Origin of the sequence: Anaeromyxobacter sp. SG66, assembly GCF_022690805.1 — a bacterium.
Taxonomy (GTDB): Bacteria; Myxococcota; Myxococcia; order Myxococcales; family Anaeromyxobacteraceae; genus Anaeromyxobacter; species Anaeromyxobacter soli.
In genome coordinates this window covers 1313-21518 of sequence record NZ_JALCZC010000048.1, presented here as the reverse complement: position 1 = coordinate 21518, position 20206 = coordinate 1313, and the positions used below count along the sequence as shown (strand labels likewise).

Annotated in this window: 17 protein-coding genes and 1 tRNA gene; 8 read left to right on the top strand and 10 right to left on the bottom strand. The window is 72.7% G+C overall.

Annotated elements, in window-relative coordinates; all coding sequences use genetic code 11:
- Positions 1-84: 84 nt before the first annotated feature.
- Positions 85-1179 (bottom strand): hypothetical protein, encoded by a 1095-nt coding sequence (locus tag MNZ39_RS14160; RefSeq protein ID WP_242339571.1) that lies wholly within the window; start codon positions 1177-1179, stop codon positions 85-87.
- 305 nt (positions 1180-1484) lie between these two features.
- Between MNZ39_RS14160 and MNZ39_RS14155 the strand changes: the two genes are divergently transcribed.
- Positions 1485-4019 carry a PPC domain-containing protein gene (locus MNZ39_RS14155; protein WP_242339569.1) on the top strand — a complete coding sequence of 845 codons (2535 nt, stop codon included), beginning with the start codon at positions 1485-1487 and terminating at the stop codon, positions 4017-4019.
- Between the two features lie 48 nt (positions 4020-4067).
- On the opposite strand, the gene MNZ39_RS14150 is transcribed toward MNZ39_RS14155, so the two are convergent.
- Positions 4068-4153, bottom strand: a tRNA-Leu gene (locus MNZ39_RS14150).
- A gap of 337 nt (positions 4154-4490) precedes the next feature.
- On the opposite strand from MNZ39_RS14150, the gene MNZ39_RS14145 reads away from it, so the two are divergent.
- The 7 genes from MNZ39_RS14145 (at position 4491) to MNZ39_RS14115 (ending at position 12521) form a co-directional block, all read left to right on the top strand.
- Positions 4491-5771 carry a PLP-dependent aspartate aminotransferase family protein gene (locus MNZ39_RS14145; protein WP_242339568.1) on the top strand — a complete coding sequence of 427 codons (1281 nt, stop codon included), beginning with the start codon at positions 4491-4493 and terminating at the stop codon, positions 5769-5771.
- 128 nt (positions 5772-5899) lie between these two features.
- Positions 5900-6817, top strand: coding sequence for a cysteine synthase A (cysK, locus tag MNZ39_RS14140; RefSeq protein WP_242339566.1), 918 nt, complete (start codon positions 5900-5902; stop codon positions 6815-6817).
- Complete coding sequence (gene cooS / locus MNZ39_RS14135) at positions 6814-8802, top strand: anaerobic carbon-monoxide dehydrogenase catalytic subunit (protein WP_242339563.1); 1989 nt, start codon at positions 6814-6816, stop codon at positions 8800-8802. The genes cysK and cooS overlap by 4 nt, the downstream gene beginning before the upstream one ends.
- Positions 8799-9791, top strand: coding sequence for an ABC transporter substrate-binding protein (locus MNZ39_RS14130; RefSeq protein WP_242339561.1), 993 nt, complete (start codon positions 8799-8801; stop codon positions 9789-9791). The genes cooS and MNZ39_RS14130 overlap by 4 nt, the downstream gene beginning before the upstream one ends.
- 2 nt (positions 9792-9793) lie before the next feature.
- The gene (locus MNZ39_RS14125; RefSeq protein WP_242339559.1) at positions 9794-10711 is read left to right on the top strand and encodes an ABC transporter permease; all 918 of its coding nucleotides are present in this window, start codon (positions 9794-9796) and stop codon (positions 10709-10711) included.
- Positions 10708-11487, top strand: a complete 780-nt coding sequence (locus MNZ39_RS14120) for an ABC transporter ATP-binding protein (protein ID WP_242339558.1) — start codon at positions 10708-10710, stop codon at positions 11485-11487. Before MNZ39_RS14125 ends, MNZ39_RS14120 begins: the two co-directional genes overlap by 4 nt.
- Before the next feature lie 203 nt (positions 11488-11690).
- Positions 11691-12521 (top strand): hypothetical protein, encoded by an 831-nt coding sequence (locus MNZ39_RS14115; RefSeq protein ID WP_242339556.1) that lies wholly within the window; start codon positions 11691-11693, stop codon positions 12519-12521.
- Between the two features lie 52 nt (positions 12522-12573).
- Here MNZ39_RS14115 and MNZ39_RS14110 read toward each other — a convergent pair whose 3' ends face one another.
- From MNZ39_RS14110 to MNZ39_RS14075, 8 genes are all read right to left on the bottom strand, one after another.
- A complete protein-coding gene (locus tag MNZ39_RS14110; protein ID WP_242339554.1) occupies positions 12574-13440 on the bottom strand; it encodes an RDD family protein in 867 nt (288 codons plus the stop codon).
- Positions 13437-14426, bottom strand: coding sequence for a stage II sporulation protein M (locus MNZ39_RS14105; RefSeq protein ID WP_242339552.1), 990 nt, complete (start codon positions 14424-14426; stop codon positions 13437-13439). The genes MNZ39_RS14110 and MNZ39_RS14105 overlap by 4 nt, the downstream gene beginning before the upstream one ends.
- A complete protein-coding gene (locus MNZ39_RS14100) occupies positions 14423-15736 on the bottom strand; it encodes a DUF58 domain-containing protein (RefSeq protein ID WP_242339550.1) in 1314 nt (437 codons plus the stop codon). The genes MNZ39_RS14105 and MNZ39_RS14100 overlap by 4 nt, the downstream gene beginning before the upstream one ends.
- Positions 15733-16689: a MoxR family ATPase gene (locus MNZ39_RS14095; RefSeq protein WP_255821063.1), complete on the bottom strand. Its 957-nt coding sequence runs from the start codon at positions 16687-16689 to the stop codon at positions 15733-15735. The genes MNZ39_RS14100 and MNZ39_RS14095 overlap by 4 nt, the downstream gene beginning before the upstream one ends.
- Positions 16643-17911, bottom strand: a complete 1269-nt coding sequence (locus MNZ39_RS14090) for a DUF4350 domain-containing protein (RefSeq protein WP_242339546.1) — start codon at positions 17909-17911, stop codon at positions 16643-16645. Before MNZ39_RS14090 ends, MNZ39_RS14095 begins: the two co-directional genes overlap by 47 nt.
- Positions 17908-18540 carry a DUF4129 domain-containing protein gene (locus MNZ39_RS14085; RefSeq protein ID WP_242339544.1) on the bottom strand — a complete coding sequence of 211 codons (633 nt, stop codon included), beginning with the start codon at positions 18538-18540 and terminating at the stop codon, positions 17908-17910. Before MNZ39_RS14085 ends, MNZ39_RS14090 begins: the two co-directional genes overlap by 4 nt.
- 179 nt (positions 18541-18719) lie before the next feature.
- On the bottom strand, positions 18720-19745 hold the full coding sequence (locus tag MNZ39_RS14080; protein WP_242339542.1) for an L-erythro-3,5-diaminohexanoate dehydrogenase: 1026 nt from the start codon (positions 19743-19745) through the stop codon (positions 18720-18722).
- A gap of 165 nt (positions 19746-19910) precedes the next feature.
- The coding region (locus MNZ39_RS14075; RefSeq protein WP_242339540.1) for a hypothetical protein at positions 19911-20206 on the bottom strand (296 nt) is incomplete at its 5' end.

Sequence of the window (20206 nt, the reverse complement as noted above, 5' to 3'; positions counted from 1 at the left end):
AACCGATGGAACGGCCCCGGTGCGGGAGCGCCGGGGCCGCTGGACGGCCGGATCAGGTCAGCACGCGATCAGGCGTCGCCCGGTCTACGGCGACTCCATCGGTTTGGAGTAATCGCTCGCGCACAGCGGGGGCCACCCCTCGTCATACCGGAACGTCAGGCCCGACTTCTCGACGTTCGTGACGCACAGGTCGTACTCGCCGTACGGGAACGCGCGCAGGGCGAACTTCGCGATGCCCTCTCTATTGGTCGTGACCCTCTGCGTGAGCATCGTCGGGCCATACAACACCCGCCATTCGGCCGTGACGGTCGCCCTGCTCAGGTCCACACCGGTGAAGTGGCGGATGTTGACCGCCGCCGTGTAGTTCCACAGACGGCCGGACCGGATGGCCCCGTAAGAGAAGTCGATGAAAGCGACGTACATGTACGGTTCGGTTGACGGCGTCACGTAGGTTTCAGCCGTTCCCTGAAGGCCGCCGGCGTCGGTCGCCGCGACGGTCACCGTGTAGGACCCGGACGCGTCATAGGTGTGCGGGGGCCCCTGGCAGATGATGTCTACGTTCCCGAGGGCCTGCATTTCGGGCGTGGGGTCGGGCGTCGGGAACAGGGTCAGGACCTCGCCAGTCTCGGGGCCCCCGCCGTCGCCGTAGTCGACCGTGCACGACTCGATCGCGTCGTCATTGCTCCAGAGCGACGCAACCGCACTCGTCTCGTAACCGACGACGGGAAGACGAGGGTCGAGCTGAACCTCCTGGACGTGCGGAGCCTGGTTCGGCCTCACATAGACGGCGGCGTTGTCCCAGATCTCGGGCTCGGTCGCGTGGATTAGATGCAGGCACACCGTGTAGTAGCCCTCCTGCGAGAAGGTCAGGTCCACGAAGTCGACGACGATGGAGTTGACGTTGAAGGAAGGTTCGGTGACGCCGCAGGTGCCTGATGCGTTGGGATAGGGGCCGGTGAAGGCGTCGTACCAGCCCTCCACGCTGTAGCCCGCGGGGTAGGCCGGGGTTCCGTCCTTCAAGGTTCTGAGCACGAACCTCTGCGTGGTGCCCAACACCACGGGACCCTGCTCGATACCGGCGCCGTTCGTCCACGTGAAATACTGATTCGAATAGGCGACCGCCGCCGCCGGAGCCAGACCGACGAGCAGCGCCGTCGTGAGCGAGACCAACCGTTTCATGTCCGCCTCCTCATCTCTCGACGCGATGCAGCTCGAGTGACGGGACGAGGATGCGCCCCGATTCGCGAGGCTCGGCGCGAATCATCGTGTGACCCGTGGCTCCTATGACCTGCGGGTGCGCCCGCAGGACGCGCTTGCGACCCTGCCTGCGCCGACAACGCTCATGCCCTGGCCCGGGCACTCGCTCTCCGGCCGCGCGCGCCGCCTGCGTGCCGCAGCCCCGCAGTGGTCGAGGCTGGTATTCGCGCGACACGCCTAGAGTGCGCGTGAGCAATTCGCGCCATTGCAGGCGTGACGAGGGGACCATGCACGCACACGCGATCCGGATCGTCTTCGCGGTCGTCGCGGCTGCGACGGTCGCGCACGGCAGCTCCCACACCGCCGCGCAGGAGCTCACGAGCCTGAGCACGTGTGTCCAGCTCCAGGACGGAGTGCCGATCACCAACCTCTGGGCGGCGCAAGGCCAGCAGCGCTGCTTCGGCCTCACCGTGCCCGCCGGCCAGCGATCACTGACAGTGGACGTGACCCAGCTGACCGGCAACGCCGATCTCTACGTCCGGTTCGGCGCAATGCCGACGCTCAGGGAGTACGACTGCCGGAGCAGCGCGAGGACCGGCGGCGACAGGTGCACGATCGCCGACCCCGCGCCCGGCACCTGGTTCGTGATGCTCTACGCGCGGACCGCGTTCTCCGGCGCGACCCTCGTCGCCGCGCACGAGGGCGCGACCTGTACCCCGCTCCAGGAAGGCGTCGCCTCGACGGGGCTCTCGGCGGCGCAAGGTGAGCAGCCCTGCTTCGCGATCGGCGTGCCCGCCGGTCAGAGCTCCCTCGTGGTCTCCACGGCGGGAGGGACGGGGAACGCCAACCTGTACGTCCGTCAGGGCTGGGTGCCCACCACGAGGACGTACGACTGCCGGAGCGCGGCGAGGACCAACGACGAGTCGTGCACGATCCCCAACCCCTCCGCCGGGGCCTGGTACGTGGTGCTCGACGCGGACAAGGCCTACTCCGGCGTCGCGCTCACGGCGACCTACGCCGCGCAGCCGAGCGGGTCACTCGTCGTCAATAGTCTCGAGGACGTGGCGAGCCCGACGGGCCGCGCGGTGACGCTGAGGTCGGCGCTCGCGGCCGCCGCCTCGGGCGAGCGGATCACGTTCGACCGCTCGCTCGACGGCGGGACGATCCTGCTGTCGATCGTGGGGGACGAGCACACGGTGCTGAAGGGCGAGGTGTACGCGGCGGGCGCGTTCTCCGGATACCAGGAGCGCGACTATGGGCGCTCGGCGCTGTACGCGCGCAAGGACGTCGTCATCGACGCCTCGATGCTGCCGAACGGCATCACCCTGCGCTGGAACGGCGGCGACACCAGCCACGCGCGCGTGCTCGCGGTCTACGGCAACCTGGCGATGAACAACGTCATGATCTCGTCGGGTTCCTCGGTTGCCGAACCCATCTCCGGCTCCACCCAACCGTTCACGCTGGCCAGGGGCGGCGGCCTGGCGGTGTGGGGCACCGCCACGCTCGAGCGGTGCACGATCGCGGGCAACACGGTCGTGGGCGACACCCAGGCCTCCCGTGACCGCGGCAGCTACGGCGGCGGGATCTACGCCAACGGCCTCGTCCTGCGCGGCGTCGTCGTGAGCGGGAACGCGGCGATCGGATACGGGGCCGCGGGAGGCGGCGTCTACTCGGTCGGCGGCGCCGACAGCACGTCGGGGCGCGGCAACAACACGTTCCTCGACCGCTGCACGGTCAGCGGCAATCTCGTCCGTGCCCAGCACGCGTACGGCGGCGGCATCTTCACCCTCTCCGGCGGGCCGAACAACCTCGCCACGATGGAGATCAAGAACAGCACGGTGGCGAGGAACCTGGTGGAGGACAACGACGCCCTGCCCCAGGACGGGCAGTATTACTACCGCGGCAGCGGCGTGTACATGGGCGGCGGATCGCTCTCGGTCGTCGCGAGCACCATCGCCGAGAACGCCGTCGACGGCCCGGCCGCGATCTTCAGCGGCAGGCCGAACGTCGGCGGCGGAGGCGTGGCTGCCACCATCGGGAACGCGCACACCGTCGAGTACGTGTGGCTGCAGAACTCGATCGTCGTGGGGAACACGCTCAACGGTGTCGCCGAGGACTGGTTCCCGGGCTCGATCCTCGACTTCCGCAGCGCTGGCTACAACGTCGTGGGGCGGATCGACTTCAGCCAGATCCTGGTCCCGGTGCCGGCCTGGGGGCACCTGAACCGGAGGCGCTGGCCGAAGCTGGGCGACCAGGAGGGCGTCGCGCTCGGCGCCGCGCTCGACGTCGCAGGGGCGCGCTTCCATGAGTCGATCGTGTCCGCCGGCACGGACGCCGGCGGGCCTGCGCTCCTCTGGTACCCGCCGGGCACGGCGGCCGCCGACAAGATCCCGGCCGCCCCGTACCCGCTCACGTATGTGAACGGCCGATACACGGGCTACGGTGTCCCGACGGACGACTTCCTGAACCACGTGATCCTGCAGCTCAGACAGGAGTACGGGTCCGAGCTGGGCAGCGACTTCGGGAGCGGGTTCGGGGACCTGACCGGGACCACCTGGTACGAGCACCCCGTCACCTGGCCTTCCGACCCGCGGAACGCGCCCTGGATCAAGTTCTGGCGCGATCTCGACGTCGCGATCGGCGACAGGCTCGGGATGGTCCGCCTCGGTGACGACTTCTGGGGAACGTTCGTGACCGGGCCGCTCGGCAACGTGTCCCTCACCGTCGAGCGGGTGACCCAGACGTACCTGCGCGAGCCGACCGACCAGACGGGGGCGACGCGCAGCGGCGGGCTGGCGGACGTCGGGGCCATCGAGCAGTAGCGCGACGCGAGCGCGCGTCGCGCGACGGCTCGACCAAGGATGGGAGAGTAGGGCCGCCCGGGATCGAACCGGGACGCCGCTTCCGCGGCAGCGGATTTTAAGTCCGCCGCGTCTGCCAGTTCCGCCACGGCCCCAGGAGCACCTACGCCACCTCGCGCGTCGCGCGTAACCATGGCGTAACCAACCGTACCAGTTCGAGGCGCAACCAACCGTACCAGTTCCAGCCCTCTTCATGGGACGAGAGAGCCACACGCCGCCACTCGATCCGTGCCGCCGCTTCGGAGAGACCGCTCTCCAATGCGTGAGGATGGGTACGGGATGACGATCGGCCGGCACGAGCAGGGCGGCACCCCATCTTGCATCCGAGACGTCCATCCGGTATGACGGATGTCGCCGCTGCCGCAGGACCCTGGCCCAGATACAACCGCAAACGCTACGCACTGCTCGATCGCAGCGGCGCGGGGAGGTTGCATGTCCGACGAAGCTCATCTGGACCCGAACATCCCCGGGAACCCCGCGTACCACTTCACCATCGTGCCGCCGGGGTCGCCTGCGAAGGCCGGCTGGGCGGGGCGCGCCGCGCTCGTGCCCGGCGCTCGCCTGGGCACGCAGTGCGTCCATGCCGGCGTGCAGCCCGATCCCACGTACGGCGCGGTGATGCCGCCGATCTACCAGTCGTCCACGTTCGCGTTCCGCGACGTGTGCACGAACGCCGGCTACGACTACACGCGCAGCGGCAACCCGACGCGCGCGGCGCTGGAGGAGGCGCTCGCGGTCCTGGAGGGCGGCTCGGGCGCCACCTGTACGAGCACGGGCATGAGCGCGGTGATCGTCGCGCTGAACCTCCTCCCGCACGGCAGCCATCTCCTCTGCACCGTGGACTGCTACGGAGGCACCTTCCGCGCACTGGAGCACGCGAAGGCCGCCTACGGTCTCGAGGTCACGTACCTCGACCTCGCCGACCTCGACGCGGTCGCCGCCGCCTTCCGGCCGAACACGCGCATGGTCTGGATCGAGACCCCCTCGAATCCGCTCCTGCGCCTGACCGACGTCGCCGCGGTCGCCGCGCTCGCGCGACGCCACGACGCGCTCACCGTCGTCGACAACACGTTCCTCTCGCCGGCCTCCCAGCAGCCGTTCCGGCGCGGCGCCGATCTCGTGGTCCACTCCACGACGAAGTACCTGAACGGACACAGCGACGTGGTGGGCGGCGCGGTCGTGGCCGCGCCCGGCAAGAACCTGCTGGTCCAGCGGATCCAGAGCGTCAACAACCTGCTAGGCACGTCGCAGAGTCCGCACGATTGCTTCCTCGTCCTGCGCGGCCTCAAGACGCTGCAGCTCCGCATGCGCGCGCACGAGGCCGGGGGCCGGGCCGTCGCCGATTTCCTCGCCGCGCACCCAGCGGTCGCGAAGGTGCACTATCCGGGGCTCGCGAGCCACCCGCAGCACGCGCTCGCGCGGCAGCAGCAGACCGGCTTCGGCGGCATGGTGAGCTTCGAGCTGGCCGACGGCCGGCGTGATCGTGTCGACCACGTGCTGAGGACCCTGCGCTGGTTCACGCTCGCGGAGAGCCTGGGCGGTGTGGAGAGCCTGGTCGCGCACCCCGCGTCGATGACGCACGCGTCCATGTCGCCCGAGGCCCGCCAGCGCGCCGGCATCACCGATGGCGTGATCCGGCTCTCCGTCGGGATCGAGGAGCCCGCGGATCTGATCGCCGACCTGGACGCGGCCCTGCGCACGCTCCCGGCCTGACCGTCGCCGCGGCGGGCCGCACCGCGCACCGGCCCCCCAGAGCGCGTCCCCATCCGGCGTGGCAGACGTTTTGCTACCATGACGGACGTGGCCGAGATAACGGAAGTTCCTCCGCTAAGTTTGCGCGCATGATCCACGACGACATCCTCGCCCTCGTGGGGCGAACCCCGTTGCTGCGCCTGAAGCCGCAGCCCGGTCAGGTCGCGGCGGTCGCCGCAAAGCTCGAGTCGTTCAATCCGGGCGGGAGCGTCAAGGATCGCGTCGCCCTCGAGATGATCCTCGCCGCAGAGCGCGAGGGGCGCATCGCTCCGGGGCGCACCACGCTCATCGAGCCGACGTCGGGCAACACCGGGATCGGCCTGGCGCTGGTCGCCGCGGCCCGGGGCTATCGGCTGATCCTCACGATGCCGGAGACGATGAGCGTCGAGCGCAGGAAGCTGCTCGCCGCCTATGGCGCGGAGCTGGTGCTCACGCCGGGTGCGCAAGGGATGCGTGGCGCAGTGCGCAAGGCGGCCGAGCTTGCGCGCGAGAACGCCGACGCCTTCGTACCCCAGCAGTTCGCGAACCCCGCGAACGCCGCCGCACATCGGCGCACCACGGCGGTCGAGATCTGGGACGACACGGACGGCGGCGTGGACGTCTTCGTGTCGGGGGTGGGCACCGGCGGCACGATCACGGGAGTGGGCGAGGTGCTCAAGGCGCGCAAGGAGGGTGTGCGCATCGTCGCCGTGGAGCCCGACGACTCGCCGGTGCTCTCGGGCGGCATGCCGGGGCCGCACCACCTGCAGGGGATCGGGGCAGGGTTCATCCCCGAGGTACTCAACGTCGACGTCATCGACGAGATCGTTCGCGTCTCCACGGAGCAGGCCTTCGCGGTGACGCAGCGGCTGGCGCGCGAGGAGGGCCTGCTCGTCGGGATCTCGGCGGGCGCGGCCGCGCACGCCGCGATCGAGGTCGCACGGCGGCGCGAGAACGAAGGGAAGCTCGTCGTCGTCCTCCTGCCCGACACCGGCGAGCGCTACCTGTCGACGAGGGTCTTCTCATGAAGCAGCACCTGCCCGTCCTCAACGTCGAGGTGCCGGACAAGGCCGAGCACGTCGCGTCGACGCCGAACCCCGCGTCCCGCGAGCTCCTGCAGCGGCTCGAGGCGCTCGGGGTCGAGACGCTCTTCGACCGGTTCGAGCAGCAGAAGCCGCAGTGCACGTTCGGCCTCACCGGTCGATGCTGCCGGATGTGCCAGTGGGGGCCGTGCCGGATCGGCCCGCGCGCCGAGCGCGGCATCTGCGGCAAGGACCAGAACGCGATGGTCATCGGCAACGTGCTGCGCGCGCTCGTCGCCGGGCTCTCGGCGCACGGGCGTCACGCGCACGAGGCGATGTTCTCGGTGCTCGCCGCCGCGGACGGCAAGGCACACCTCGCGATCAAGGGCGAGGCGCGCGTGCTCGAGCTGGCGGGCCGCTTCGGCGTCCCGGCCGAAGGCCGGCCGATCGCGGACGTGGCGCGCGAGGTGACCCGGATCCTCCTCGAGGATCTCGGCAGGCTCGACGCGTCCCCCCTTCGAACCCTCGAAGCGTTCGCCCCGCCGGAGCGGCAGGAGACGTGGAGGGGGCTCGGCATCCTCCCCCGCAGCGCTTCCTACGAGGTCATGGAAGCGCTCCACATGACCACGCTCGGCGGCTGCACGGACTGGACGGCGCTCGCCGCGCAGGAGCTGCGGGCCGCGCTGGCCTACTGCTACAGCACGCTCTTCGGGTCCTCGTTCGCGACCGAGATGCTGTTCGGCCTGCCGCAGCAGCGGATCACGACCGTGAACTACGGGATCCTGAAGGCCGACCACGTGAACGTGCTCATGCACGGCCACTCTCCGGTGATGGTCGAGGTGATCCTGGAGAAGCTCCGGAGCCCGGAGATCCAGCAGCTCGCGAGCGCGGCCGGCGCGGCGGGGATCGTGGTGGGCGGGCTCTGCTGCTCGGGCGAGGAGCTGCTCGCGCGACACGGCGTCTCGACCGTCACGAACATCGGCGGCCAGGAGCTCGTGCTCGGGACCGGCGCCGTCGACGCGGTGGTCGTGGACATGCAGTGCGTCATCCCCGGGGCGAAGATCCTGGCCGACTGCTTCGGGACGCAGATCATCACGACCTGCAAGTCGAACCGGATCCCCGGAGCGCTCCACGTCCCGTTCGATCCCGAGGAGCCGGAGCAGCTCCAGGCGGACGCCGAGCGGGTGGCCCGCGCGGCCGTCGAAGCCTTCGCGAGGCGCGACCGCTCGAAGATCCACATCCCGCAGGTCACCACCGCCGCCCAGGTCGGGTGGAGCTACGAGAACATCCTCGACACGCTCGGCGGCGCGGAGCGCATCGTCGAGCTCCTCCGGAGCGGGACGCTCAAGGGCATCGCCACCATCGTCGGCTGCAACACGCCCAAGGTGCCGTACGAGCACAACCACGTGACGCTCGCGCGCGAGCTCATTCGCTCCGACGTGCTCCTCCTCACGACGGGGTGCTGCGCCCACGCGCTCCTCAACGACGGCCTCTGCGGACCGGACGCCGCGGGCCAGGCGGGCCCCGGCCTCGGGCGCCTTTGCCGTCAGCTCGGCATCCCGCCCGTGCTGGCGGTGGGCGGGTGCGTCGACAACACGCGGACGCTCCGCCTCTTCGCCGAGGTTTCGCGCGCGGCCGGCGTCGCGGTGAAGGACCTCCCGTTCATGTTCATCGGGCCCGAGCCGGGGAACGAGAAGACGGTGGGGCAGGGGCTCACGTTCCTCGTGCACGGCGTGAGCAATCTGGTCGGCTTCCCGGGCCCCATTCCACCCGCCATCCCGCGCCCGAAGCCGGGCGAGCCGGGCGAGCTGGAGCGCGGCAGCAACGACGTCATCGACTTCCTGGCCGGGACCGAAGGCGTCTTGAAGCTCGTGGGCGCCAAGATCTACACGGAGCCCGAGCCGCGGCTCGGCGCGCAGCTCGTCCGGATGCACCTCCGCCGCAAGCGCCTCGCGCTCGGCTGGGCTGGCCAACACTCCATGGGGCAATGAGCATGCGACCGATCACGCGAAGGGACCTCCTGAAGCTCGTCGGGACAGGCGGCGCCGCCGTGGCGTGCGGCGCCCTCGTCCCCGCATGCCGGAGCCAGTCGAGCTCGAAGCCCACCGTCCGGCTGGGGTACCTGCCGCTCACGGATCACCTGACCGTGATCGCGGGCGCGAGGACGAGCTTCAGGACGTTCACCCTGGAGCCCGTCAAGTTCGCGAGCTGGCCCGAGCTGGCGGAGGCGGTGAAGGGCGGCCGGGTCGAGGCTGCGTTCGCCCTCACGCCCATCGGGCTGACCCTCCGCGCAAAGGGGGTCCCGGTGAAGCTCGTGCTGCTCGGGCATCGCAACGGCAGCGCGCTGACGGTGAAGGCGGGCGGTGCGGTCTCGTCGATCGCGGATCTGAAAGGGAAGACGATCGCGATCCCGAGCCGGTTCTCGACGCACCACATCCTGCTGCGGCGGATCCTCGCCGGCGAGGGGCTCGAGGCGGGCCGCGACGTGCAGATCGTGGAGATGCCGCCGCCGGAGATGGTCCAGGCGCTCGCGACGGACCGCATCGGCGGGTTCATCGTCGCTGAGCCGTTCGGGGCCCAGGCCGAGCTGCAAAACGTCGGGAAGGTCCTCACGCTGTCGAAGGACGTCTGGCCGAACCACGTCTGCTGCGCGCTCCTCGTCCGAGAGGACCTCATCGCGGCGCACGCACAGGTCGTCCAGGAGCTCGTCGACGGGCTCGTCGCGGCGGGCCGGTTCGTGGGTGAGCACCGGGACGAGGCCGCGGAGCTGTCGACGCGGTACCTCGGACAGAAGCCGGAGATCATCCGCCACGTCCTGACGCATCCGCATGACCGCGTGACCTACGACAACCTCCTGCCGGAGCTGAATGACCTGGAAGTCACGCAGGCGGACATGCTCAGGTTCGACATCGCGACCTCGCGGGTGGAGCTGGGGGCGTTCCTGGACGACCGGTTCGCCAGGCACGCCTACGCGAGGTGAGCATGGGCGCCCCACCGTACGCCGCGGACCCGGGTCCGGCGCCGCAGCCCGCCAGGCCGGCCGAGGGCGAGGCCTCGGACGCGATCGCCCTGCCGGCCCTCGCCTCCCGGCGCGCGTCGTCCGTCACGGCGTCGCAGGTGACGCGCGCGCTCGATCGCTGGCTCGTGCCGGTCTCGGGGATCGCGGCGCTCGTCCTCGCCTGGGAGGCGGCGGCGTGGTCCGGGCGGTGGACGGCCGAGCAGCTCCCCGGCCCCATCGCGGTGCTGGGCGCCGGCGCCCAGATCCTGGCGGACGGGACGCTGTTCGTGCACGTCGGCGCGAGCCTGGCCCGCTTCCTCGTCGCCTACGCTCTCGCAGGGACGCTCGGGGTGACGCTGGGGCTCGTCTTCGGCTGGCGCGAGCGGCTCTGGCGGGCGTTCGACCCCGTGGTCCAGCTGTTGCGCCCGGTGTCGCCGATCGCCTGGTTCCCCCTGGCCGTGCTGTGGCTCGGGATCGGAGACGTGCCCGCCATCGCCATCATCTTCCTCGCGTCGTTCTTCCCGGCGCTCCTCAGCACGGTCGCCGCGGTGCGCCGGGTCGATCCGCTCCTGCTGCGGATCGCCCGGAACTTCGGGTCGAGCGAGCGGGACATCGTGCTGAAGGTGGTCGTGCCCGCGGCCTTCCCCCAGGTGGCCGTCGGGCTCCACATCGCGCTCGGCGCGGCGTGGGTCTACCTCGTGGCCGGAGAGATGCTGGGGGCGCGCTCGGGCCTCGGCTTCCTCGTCATGGATGCGCGCAACTTCCTGCGGACGGACCTGCTCCTCTTCGCGGTCCTCGTCATCGGCGTCGTGGGGCTCGCGCTCGACAAGGCCATCGGCGCCGCCGAGCGCCGCATCTACCGGGCGTGGGGCGCGGTGCCGGCGCCCGGGGACGTGACATGAAGCAGGCGCGCATCGTGCTGCGCTCGGTCGAGAAGCGCTTCGCGACCCGGAGCGGGACGACGGTCGCGCTGGCCGCGGTCGACCTCGAGATCCGGGGGGGCGAGTTCGTGTGCCTGGTGGGCCCCAGCGGCTGCGGGAAGTCCACGCTCCTCAACATCCTCGCGGGGTTCGACTTCCCGTCACGAGGCTCCGTGGAGATCGACGGCGCGATCGTGGACGGGCCGCAGCGCCGGGTCGTGACCCTGTTCCAGAGCTACGGCCTGTTCCCCTGGCGCAGCGTGCTGCGCAACGTCGAGTACGGGCTCGAGGTGTCCGGGGTTCCCCGGCGCCAGCGCCGCGATCAAGCGATGCAGTGTCTCGACCTCGTCGGCCTGTCCTCGTTCGCCGAGCATCATCCGCACGAGCTCTCGGGCGGCATGCAGCAGCGCATCGCGCTGGCGCGCGCGCTCGCCGTGGATCCCGAGTGCATCCTCATGGACGAGCCGTTCGGCGCGCTGGACGCGATCACGCGCATCAAGCTCCAGGAGGAGCTGGCGCGGATCTGGGAAGAGAAGCGGAAGACCATCATCTGCGTGACCCACGACATCGAGGAGTCCGTGTTCCTCGCCGATCGCATCCTCGTGATGGCGACGAACCCAGGACGGGTGAAGACCGTCATCCCCGTGCCGCTGCCGCGCCCCCGTTCCCGGACGAGCCCCGAGTTCGACGAGCTGCGGCGTCGGGTGTACGCGGAGCTGGAGCTCGTTCACGATTCGAAGCCGGATTTCGAGATCTGACGGGCGTGTGCTCGTCGAGCGTCGGGCTCGAGCGCTGCCCGGAAGCCGGGTCACGTCCGCTCGCCCCGCGGCCCGCGGGTCGAGTGACTCCGGGACAACGCGGCGCGGCGAAGAGCTGTGGGCGAAGCCCGCACACACGGTGGATCCTCGACGTCACGGGTGGTGCAAACTATGCTCGCCGCCTCTCTCCTGGAGGTCACGAGATGAACCTTCCCGCAACGATCCCCGCAGCGCCGCCGCCCGCACCGCTCGCCGTCGGCGCGGAGCGGCGCTTCACCGTCGGCAACCTGCTCTCGCGCTCGTTCTCGATCTGGTGGAGCAACCTCGGCAAGTTCTTCGTCCTCGCGCTCGTCGTCTACGTGCCGATGATGGTGGTCGCCGTCGCGCTCGGCGTCGGAAACCTCTTCTTCCGGACGCCAGGTGCGCAGGTGGACCCGGCGGCGATCTCGGGGGCCATGGGGGCGTTCGCCGTCGTCTGGCTCGTCGCGATGGCGCTCCTCCTCGTCCAGATGGCGGCGCTCACCTACGGGGCGATCCAGAGCCTGGCCGGCCAGCCGGTCCAGCTCGGGGATCTCCTCCGCGCGGGCCTGCGCCGCGCGCCTGTCGTGCTCGGCGTGGGCGTGATCTGCTACCTCGCGTCGGTGCTCGGGTTCGTCCTGCTCATCGTCCCGGGACTCATCGTGCTGACGGCCGTGAGCGTGTCGGTGCCCGTGGCCGTCGTCGAGCGCAACGGGATCTTCGGCTCGGTGAGGCGCAGCTTCCAGCTCACGAAGGGCCGGCGCCTCGCCATCTTCGCCGCGTTCCTGGTGTTCTTCGCGGTGTTCATGGGGGTGAGCGCGTTCGTGAACCTGGTGTTCCCGGCCCTCGCCGCGCTCGGCGGCCAGATCACCGGCATCGTCGGCATGGTGATCTCCACGGTGGTGAGCCTCGCCATCGGGTCGCTCGGCGCGATCGCGCCCGCGGTCGCGTACCACGACCTGCGCGCGGAGAAGGAGGGCGTGGACACCGCCTCGCTCGTGAAGGTCTTCGGGTAGCACCGACCGCCGGCGGGCGCGATCCGCGACGCGCGGATCGCGCCGCCCTTTTTCAGGAGCGGTCGAGCTTGTGGGCCCGCCGCCTCCCCAGGAGGAGGCGCCGCTCGAGCCGGCCGCGCAGCGCCGTGTAGTAGGCGCGCAGGAACGCGCGGTCGTCCGGCGCCGGGGCGTCCCACCCGATCTTCTCCTGGATCCGCGCCGCGACGGCCGCGAGCGCGTCCGGGCGCGCGGCGGGCCCATCGCGGAGCAGCCCCTCGAGGACGTGCAGCTCGTACTCACCGTACACGTCGAGCTGCTCCAGCGAGAAGGCGAAGCCGTCCGCCGCTCGCGACGCGGGCGCGGCGACGAGCTCGTCGAGCAATCGCGCGTCGGGCGCGCGCACGACGATCGTCCCCGCCACGAGGTCACCCACGCGGAGGCGATCGCGGTTGAAGAGCGGCAGGAGCCCGAACAGCAGCATCCACGCGAGCGCCGCGAGGGCGACGCCCGCCGGCGCGCCGGGGTAGACCGCGTCGGGCCCGGCGAGCGCCGTCATGGGCAGGAACACCTCCAGCTCGCGGGTGAGGTTCCGCGTGATGATCGCCTCCGCCGTGAGCGGACCGCCGCGCGCGTCGATGACGCGGATCCCGAGCTTGCGCTTCCCCGGTGTCTGGCCCCGCCACGAGAGCTCGAAGAAGGTGAAGTAGAAGGTGCGGACGAGGAACAGCGCCAGCAGCGCGCCGGCCAGGGCGAGATCCGCGCCGCCCGCCCACCCCACCAGGAAGAAGATCGCGAGCACCGAGACGAGCACCGCGGCGAGCACGAGGAGGTAGTCGAGCAGGAACGCACCCGCGCGGTCGCCCGCGAGCGCGATCGCGAAGCGCAGCGGCACGCCGTCGGGGGTCACGACCTCGCGCGTGCGCGCGCCGCCGGCGGTCACGCCCGCCTCCCTGCGCGAGCGAGGTAGACGGTCCAGAAGAGGAACGTGGCGGCGGCGACGCCGTAGCGGATCGGGACGGAGTGGACGAGCTGCCGGAAGAGCCCCTCCACCAGGGCGGCGACGAAGAACAGGGCGACGGCCCCGACCGCGAGGACGCCAGCCTCCCGCCCGCGGCGCGCGAGCCCGGCGAGCCGCTCCTCGCGGCCGGGGAACACCACGGCCTGCCCGAGCGCGAGGCCCGCCGCACCGCAGAGCGCCACCGCGAGGAGCTCGGTCACGCCGTGCGGCAGCACCCACCCCCAGAACTCGAGCGCGAGGCCGCGCGAGCGGTAGAGCGCGCCGAACGCCCCGAGGACGAGCCCGTTCGTGAAGAGCAGGAGCGCCGACGGCACGCCGCCCGCGAACCCGACCGCGAACGCGAGCAGGCCGATGGTCGCGTTGTGCTGGAACAGGAACATCGCGAAGGTCTTGAGCAGCTGCGCGGCGTCCCTCGGCGCGTACAGGGCCTCGCGGAGCGAGGCGGTCGAGGAGGTCGGCCCGCGCCCCTGCGCCATCGCGGGATCGACGAACGCGTAGAACCGCTCGGCGTCGCGCGCCGTCAGCGCGTGACCGACCACCGCGCCGAGCGCGATGAGGGCGAGCGCGAGCGCGAGGTGGCGCCGGTGGGCGCGGACCGCGCCCGGGAACCTGTGGACGAAGAAGTCCCGGAGCGCGTCCCTGAGGTGCCGCCGCGTCCCGTAGACGACCAGGTACGCCCGCGCCGAGAGCGTCTCCAGGTAGTCGAGGACGTTGCGATCGAGGGAGATCGCGCGCGCGACGGAGAGGGAGGAGAGCGCGGCGCGGTAGAGCGCCGGCAGCCGCGCGATCTCGGAGGAGGCGAGGCCGGGCAGGCCGTGGCGCTCGACCCGATCCAGGAGACCCTCGAGCTCGCGCCACGAGGGCTCCCGCTCGGCGCGGAACGCCGCGCTCTTCAAGACAAGGGTCACGCGATGAGCTCCCGGCGCTTGATGTCGAGGTAGCGGTTCACGAGGCGCGTCGAGACGGCGGCGGGCGGCGCGTCCACGCAGTGGACGCCCATGCGGCGCAGCCGCGCGAGGACGCGCTCCCGCTCGCGCACGAGCTCCGAGGCGACCACGGCGCGGTAGACGTCCCCGAGCCGCCGCGCGGCGGCCCCCGCGAGCCCCTCGACGCCCGGGTCGCGCAGCGACACGAACACCACGAGCTGCCGCCGCGCCAGCCGGGAGAGGTTCTCGAGCATGAGCTCCGCGGTCACGGTGTCCACGAACTCGGTGAACACCACGACGAGCGAGCGACGGCGCAGGCGCGCCGACAGCTCGGCGAGGCCGACGGTGAAGTTCGTCTCCTCGGTCGAGTAGGCGAGGCCGGCGGAGGCGGCCTGCAGGCGCGGGAACGCTCCCAGCCCGCCCTGCGGCTCCGTCCAGGCGCGCGCCGCGCGATCGAAGCCGTAGAGCCCCACGCGGTCGCCGAGGCGGAGGGACACGTAGCCGAGGAGGAGGGCCGAGGTCACGGCGTGGTCGAGGCGCGGCACGCCCTCGAGCGGCTCGGCCATGAGGTGACCGGTGTCGAGCGCGAGGACCACCTGGTGGTTTCGCTCGGCGCGGAACTCCTGGGCGAGGAGCTTGCGGTGGCGCGCGGTCGCCTTCCAGCTGATGGCCCGCGGGTCGAGCCCGGGCACCCACTCGCGCAGCGCGTCGAACTCCGAGCCGTCGCCCAGGAACCGCTCGACCTGCACGCCGGCGGAGAGCTCCCGCGCGCCGAAGTAGCGGAAGGCCGCGGCGCGGACAGGGCGCAGGTTCGGCAGCACCGCCACCGCGCGGTCGATCGCGACGCGCTTGCGCCGCGCGGCGAGGCCGAGCGGGCCCGGCCAGCGGAGCCAGATCGCGTCCACGGTGGGCCTGCCGCGCCGGCGTGCGCGGAGCGCGATCTCGAGCGCCGCCGGCTCGCCCGCGCGAACGCGGAGCTCTGCCGGCGGCTGCGGGTCGAGGTCCGCGTGCAGATCGGCGAGGACCTCCACCGTCGCGGCCCCGCGCGCCGCCGAGAGGACGACGCGCGCTGCGCCCGCCTCGCCGACGAACAGCGACTCGGGGACCTCCATCGACGCGGCGAGCGCCCCCGGCGTCAGCGCCAGGATCGCGTCGGCCCCGATGGCGGCGAGCGTGAGGGCGGCCACGACGAGCCAGACACCCCACAGCCCCGGGTGCACGAGCGCGGGCAGGAGCGCGACCGGAAAGCCTGCGGCCACGAGCAGGAGGGCGCGGCGGGTCGGGTGGATCACCGGGGGGCCTCCACCTCCTCGAGGACGCTCGCGACCGCCGCGTCCGGCGTGGAGCCCTCGATCTCGGCGCCCGGCGCGAGGACGATGCGGTGCCGGAGCACGGGCCGCGCGAGGGCCTTCACGTCGTCGGGGATGACGAACGCCCGCCCCTGCGTGGCGGCCAGCGCCCGCGCGGCCGTCGCGAGCATGTTGGCGGCGCGCGGCGAGGCGCCGCACAGGAGCTGCGCCCGCGCGCGCGTCGCGCGCACGAGGTCCACGACGTAGTCGACGATCTCGTCCGACAGGCGGATGGCGGCGACCGCCGCGCGCATGGCGACGAGGTCCTCGAGCGAGGCGACCGAGGAGATCGCGAACTCCGAGATGGGCGGCGTCGCCGTACGGTGGCCGTGCACGCGCACCATCGCGCGCTCCTCGTCGCGCGACGGGTAGCCCACGCTCACCTTGAAGAGGAAGCGGTCGAGCTGGGCCTCCGGGAGCGGGTAGGTCCCCTCCTGCTCGATCGGGTTCTGCGTCGCGAGCACCATGAAGCCCGGCGAGAGCGAATGGGTGGTGCCGTCGATGGTGACGGCCCGCTCCTGCATCGCCTGGAGCAAGGCCGCCTGCGTCTTCGGAGGCGTGCGGTTGATCTCGTCGGCCACGAGCACGTCGGTGAACACGGGGCCGCGCGTCAGCACGAACGCGCTCGTCTGGAAGTTGAAGATGTTCGTACCGACGACGTCGCCGGGCATGAGATCCGGCGTGAACTGGATGCGGTTGAAGCCGATGCCGAGCGCGGCCGCGAAGGCGCGGGCGAGCAAGGTCTTCGCCGTGCCCGGGACGCCCTCGAGCAGGACGTGCCCGTCGGAGAGCAGCGCCACGAGCATGAGGTCGAGGGCGGCGTCCTGGCCCAGGACCACCCGGTGGACCTCAGCCCGGAGTCGCTCGGTCACGTCTCGAATCGCCGTCAGCTCCATGCGTCATCTCCTCCCGCCAGGTGTGGATCTCCAGCGCCGTCCGCAGCGCGTCCTCCTCCGCCCCGCGCCCCCGCCCCTCGAGCGCGCGGACGCGCGCCTCGGCCCGGGCGAGCGCGTCGCTCCGGCCGCGCGCCGCGGCGAGCCGCGCGATCCAGGCGTCCTGGGCCTCGGCCCGGTCGCCGGGCGCCCGCGACCTCCGCGCCACCTCGTCCTTCGCCGCGCGCAGGTACGCGCCGAGCACGTGCGCGACGTGCCCGCCGTGGCGGAGCAGGGACGCGGTGTTCTCGACGAGGAACGCCTTGCCGGGCGCGAGGAGCGCGTCGGGCGGGCGCGGCCGGCCGAAGCGCACGAGCCCGGCCCAGACGGCGAGCGCCGCGAGGAGCGCCGCCTGCGCCGTGGCGAGGACGAGAGGAAACCTGAACAGCTCGCGGGCCACGGACGGCTGGAGGTCCAGCCCATGGAGCGTCTCGTCGATCACCACGGGCACCTCGCCCCCGCCGAGGCGCTCGACGAGCCACAGCGCGAGGGCCGCGTTCTCGCCGCGCCCGAGGCCGTGGTTGGCGAGGACGTCCGGGTCGGCGAGCACCACGATCCGGCGGCCCGTCTCCTCGTCCACGACCTCGCCGGCGAGCATGCCCTCCGCATAGGAGACGAGGGGCACGAGCGCGTCGGAGCGCAGGAGCTGCGGGGCGTCCAGCACCGCCCCCGCCGGCAGCGTCCCGCAGGACGCGGCGGTGAGCTGCCTCGGCCGGACCACCTCGGCGTCGAGCTCGAGGACCTCGAGGGCACGCCGGACCTCCGCGAGCGGCAGGAGGCTCGCGCCGCCGAGCCAGCGCGGCCGGTTGGGATCGGGGAACCCGGACCGCTTCGGGAGCACGACGAGCAGCCGCGAGGCGTCCGAGGCGATCTCCTCCAGGGTCACGGTCCGCCGGCCCCTCTCGTCGGCCGGCTCGAGCGCCGGCTCGGCGAGGACGACCAGCGCGCCGTCGGCGGCCTTGTCCGCGGTCCGGTGGCGCGAGACGAGCGTCGGGATCCCGAGCTCGCGGAGGAGCGTGACGAACGCGCGGTGGCCGATGGCGGACCGGCTGTACGCGCCGGGCGCGACGGACGGCGGCTCGGAGAGCTCGTCCCCGAAGACGCCCAGGAAGGCGGCGGCTGCGAGCGAGGCGGTCGCGGCGAGGGCGAGCCACGTGGCGCCGCGGCGGGAGAAGGGCCCGCTCACGTCGTGCCCCGGAAGCTCTGGAGGAAGACGTGGAACCGGTCGAGGCAGGCGCGGTAGTCCGCCTCGCCCGGCACCGCGCCGCCGAAGTGAGAGAGCTCCACCGCGGTCACGAGGCCTGCGAGCGCCTCGCGCGCCGGGGGCGCCAGCCGGACGCGCCCCACGATCTCGCGCGAGGTGAGCGACGGCGCGAGGCGCGCCGCGCGCGAGAGGGCCGCGAGCGTGTCGAGCAGCAGCGCATGAATCGCCTCGCCGTACCGGCCCGCCGCGGCGGCTGCCTCCGCGGACAGGATGGGGATCGGCTCCGGGCCGGCCTCCGTCCCGGACCCACCCTCGACCTCGGGATCCCGGGAGCGAGCGCGGAGCCGCCGGAAGAGCCAGGTGCCGGCGAGCGCCGCGAGCAGCGCGATCCCCGCGAAGACGAGCACCCGCAGCACGGTCGCGAGGAGGTCGGGCAGCTCGACCGGCTTCCACTCGGACGGGAGGGACGTCTGGACGTCGCCGCGCGCGAGGATCTCGCCTGCACGCGCCTCGATCGACTCGGCGGAACGCGGGGCCGGCGGCGGCGACGCGGGCGCAAGCGCGGGCGTGGCAGCGAGCAGGGCGGCCACGAGCCCGGCGAGGAGCGGCATTTCCCGAGAGTAGAACGGGCGGGCGGGCTCCACAAGGATGGGCTCGCCCGGACCCGACCGACGCCGAGGCGGAGGTGCGCCGGACGGCGGCGGAGGTGGGTGTCGGCGTCGGCCGCGGGTCTCCTCCGGGAGCTTCGACGGGCCGATGGACGCCGTCGGGGTCCGACCTCGCCCGACCTTCAGCGCGCGTACCGCTCCTCGAAGAGCGCGCGGAGCTTCGCGTTCCGGCGGAGCAGGTCGAGCGTGAGCTCGGCGTGGCCGGGCACGTAGCCGTTCCCTATGAGGAGCGTCGCGTCCTTGCCGACGCCCTCGGCGCCGAGCGCGGCGGCGGTGAAGCTCGTCGCCATCGAGAAGAAGAGCACCGTGCCGCCGTCCTTCACCGCGAGGATGGAGGCCATCTCGGTGCCCGCGACGCTCGCGCAGTTCACGACGAGGTCGAACGGTCCGCCCGCGGCCTCGACCGCGGCGAGCGCGGCGACGGCGTCGGTGGCGTCGAGGGCGATCGTCCGGTCGCACGCGCCCGCGCCGCGGATGGCAGCGAGCGCCGCCTCGGAGCGATCGGCCGCCACCACCTCGCCGCCCGTGCCGGGGAGGAGCTCGCGGGCGTGCGCCGCGACGAGCAGGCCCGACTTGCCCGCGCCGAGCACGAGGACCCGCGCGCCGGGCCGGACGAGGCGCGCGGCGAGCGCCGGGGCCCCGCACACGTCGAGCGCCGCGAGGGCGAGCGTCTCGGGAAGATCGGCCGGCAGCCGGGCCCAAAGCCCGCTCGCGAACAGGATCGCCTCGCCGTCGCACTCGACGCGGTCGATCTCCGGCCGGACGGCGCGGATCCGATCGAGCCGCAGCGGCGTGAGGGAGAGCGACACGAGCGTCGCGACGCGGTCGCCCGGACGGAGCGACGCGGCGGCCGGGTGGCGCGGCCCCACCGCGCGCACGCGGCCGATGAGCATTCCGCCCGAGCCGGTGACCGGGTTCTGGAGCTTCCCGCGCGCGCCCACGATGCGCAGCACCTCGGCCGCGATGCGCTCCGGGTCGCGCCCCACGGCGCCCTCGATCTGCCGGAAGCTCGCGGCGTCCACGTTGAGCGCCTCGACCTCGATGGAGAGCTCGTCCTCGCCGAGCGGGAGGGTGGGATCGAGGACGTCGGCGCGCTGGGGGAGCGCGCCCCTGGGCGAGACCACGCGGCGAAGCCCGTAGGGATCCATGGGCGCGAGAGCTTAGGGGGAGGGCGAGCGGTGCGCCAGGGACGAGGCGGGGCGGGGTGAGGCCCGGCCGGCGCCCGCCGGGCCCGCGTCGCGCGTCACCGGGATCCCGGCGTGCGGGGCCGCCGCCGCTCGCCCGTGCGCTCCGGGCCGCCCGAGGCCGTCCTCTCAGGCGTCCGTGTCGACCTGGACGAGCGCGTCGAGCGCGCGCAGCTCGTCGGGCATGGCCCAGCCGGCCCCGCGCAGCCGCGCCTCGAGGCGGACGGTGCGGCCCGCCTCGTGCCGGTGCCCCGCGACGAGGAAGCCCGCGCGCGCGTTGGCGAGCGCCGCGAGGGCGTCGTCCGTGCGCCCGTGCGCCGCGAGGACGCGGGCGCGGGTGAGCCGGGCGGTCGCGACGAGCACCCGGCCGCGGCGGGGGCGCGCGGGCGACGCGAGGCCCCCCGCCGGCGCCCCCGGCCCCCCCC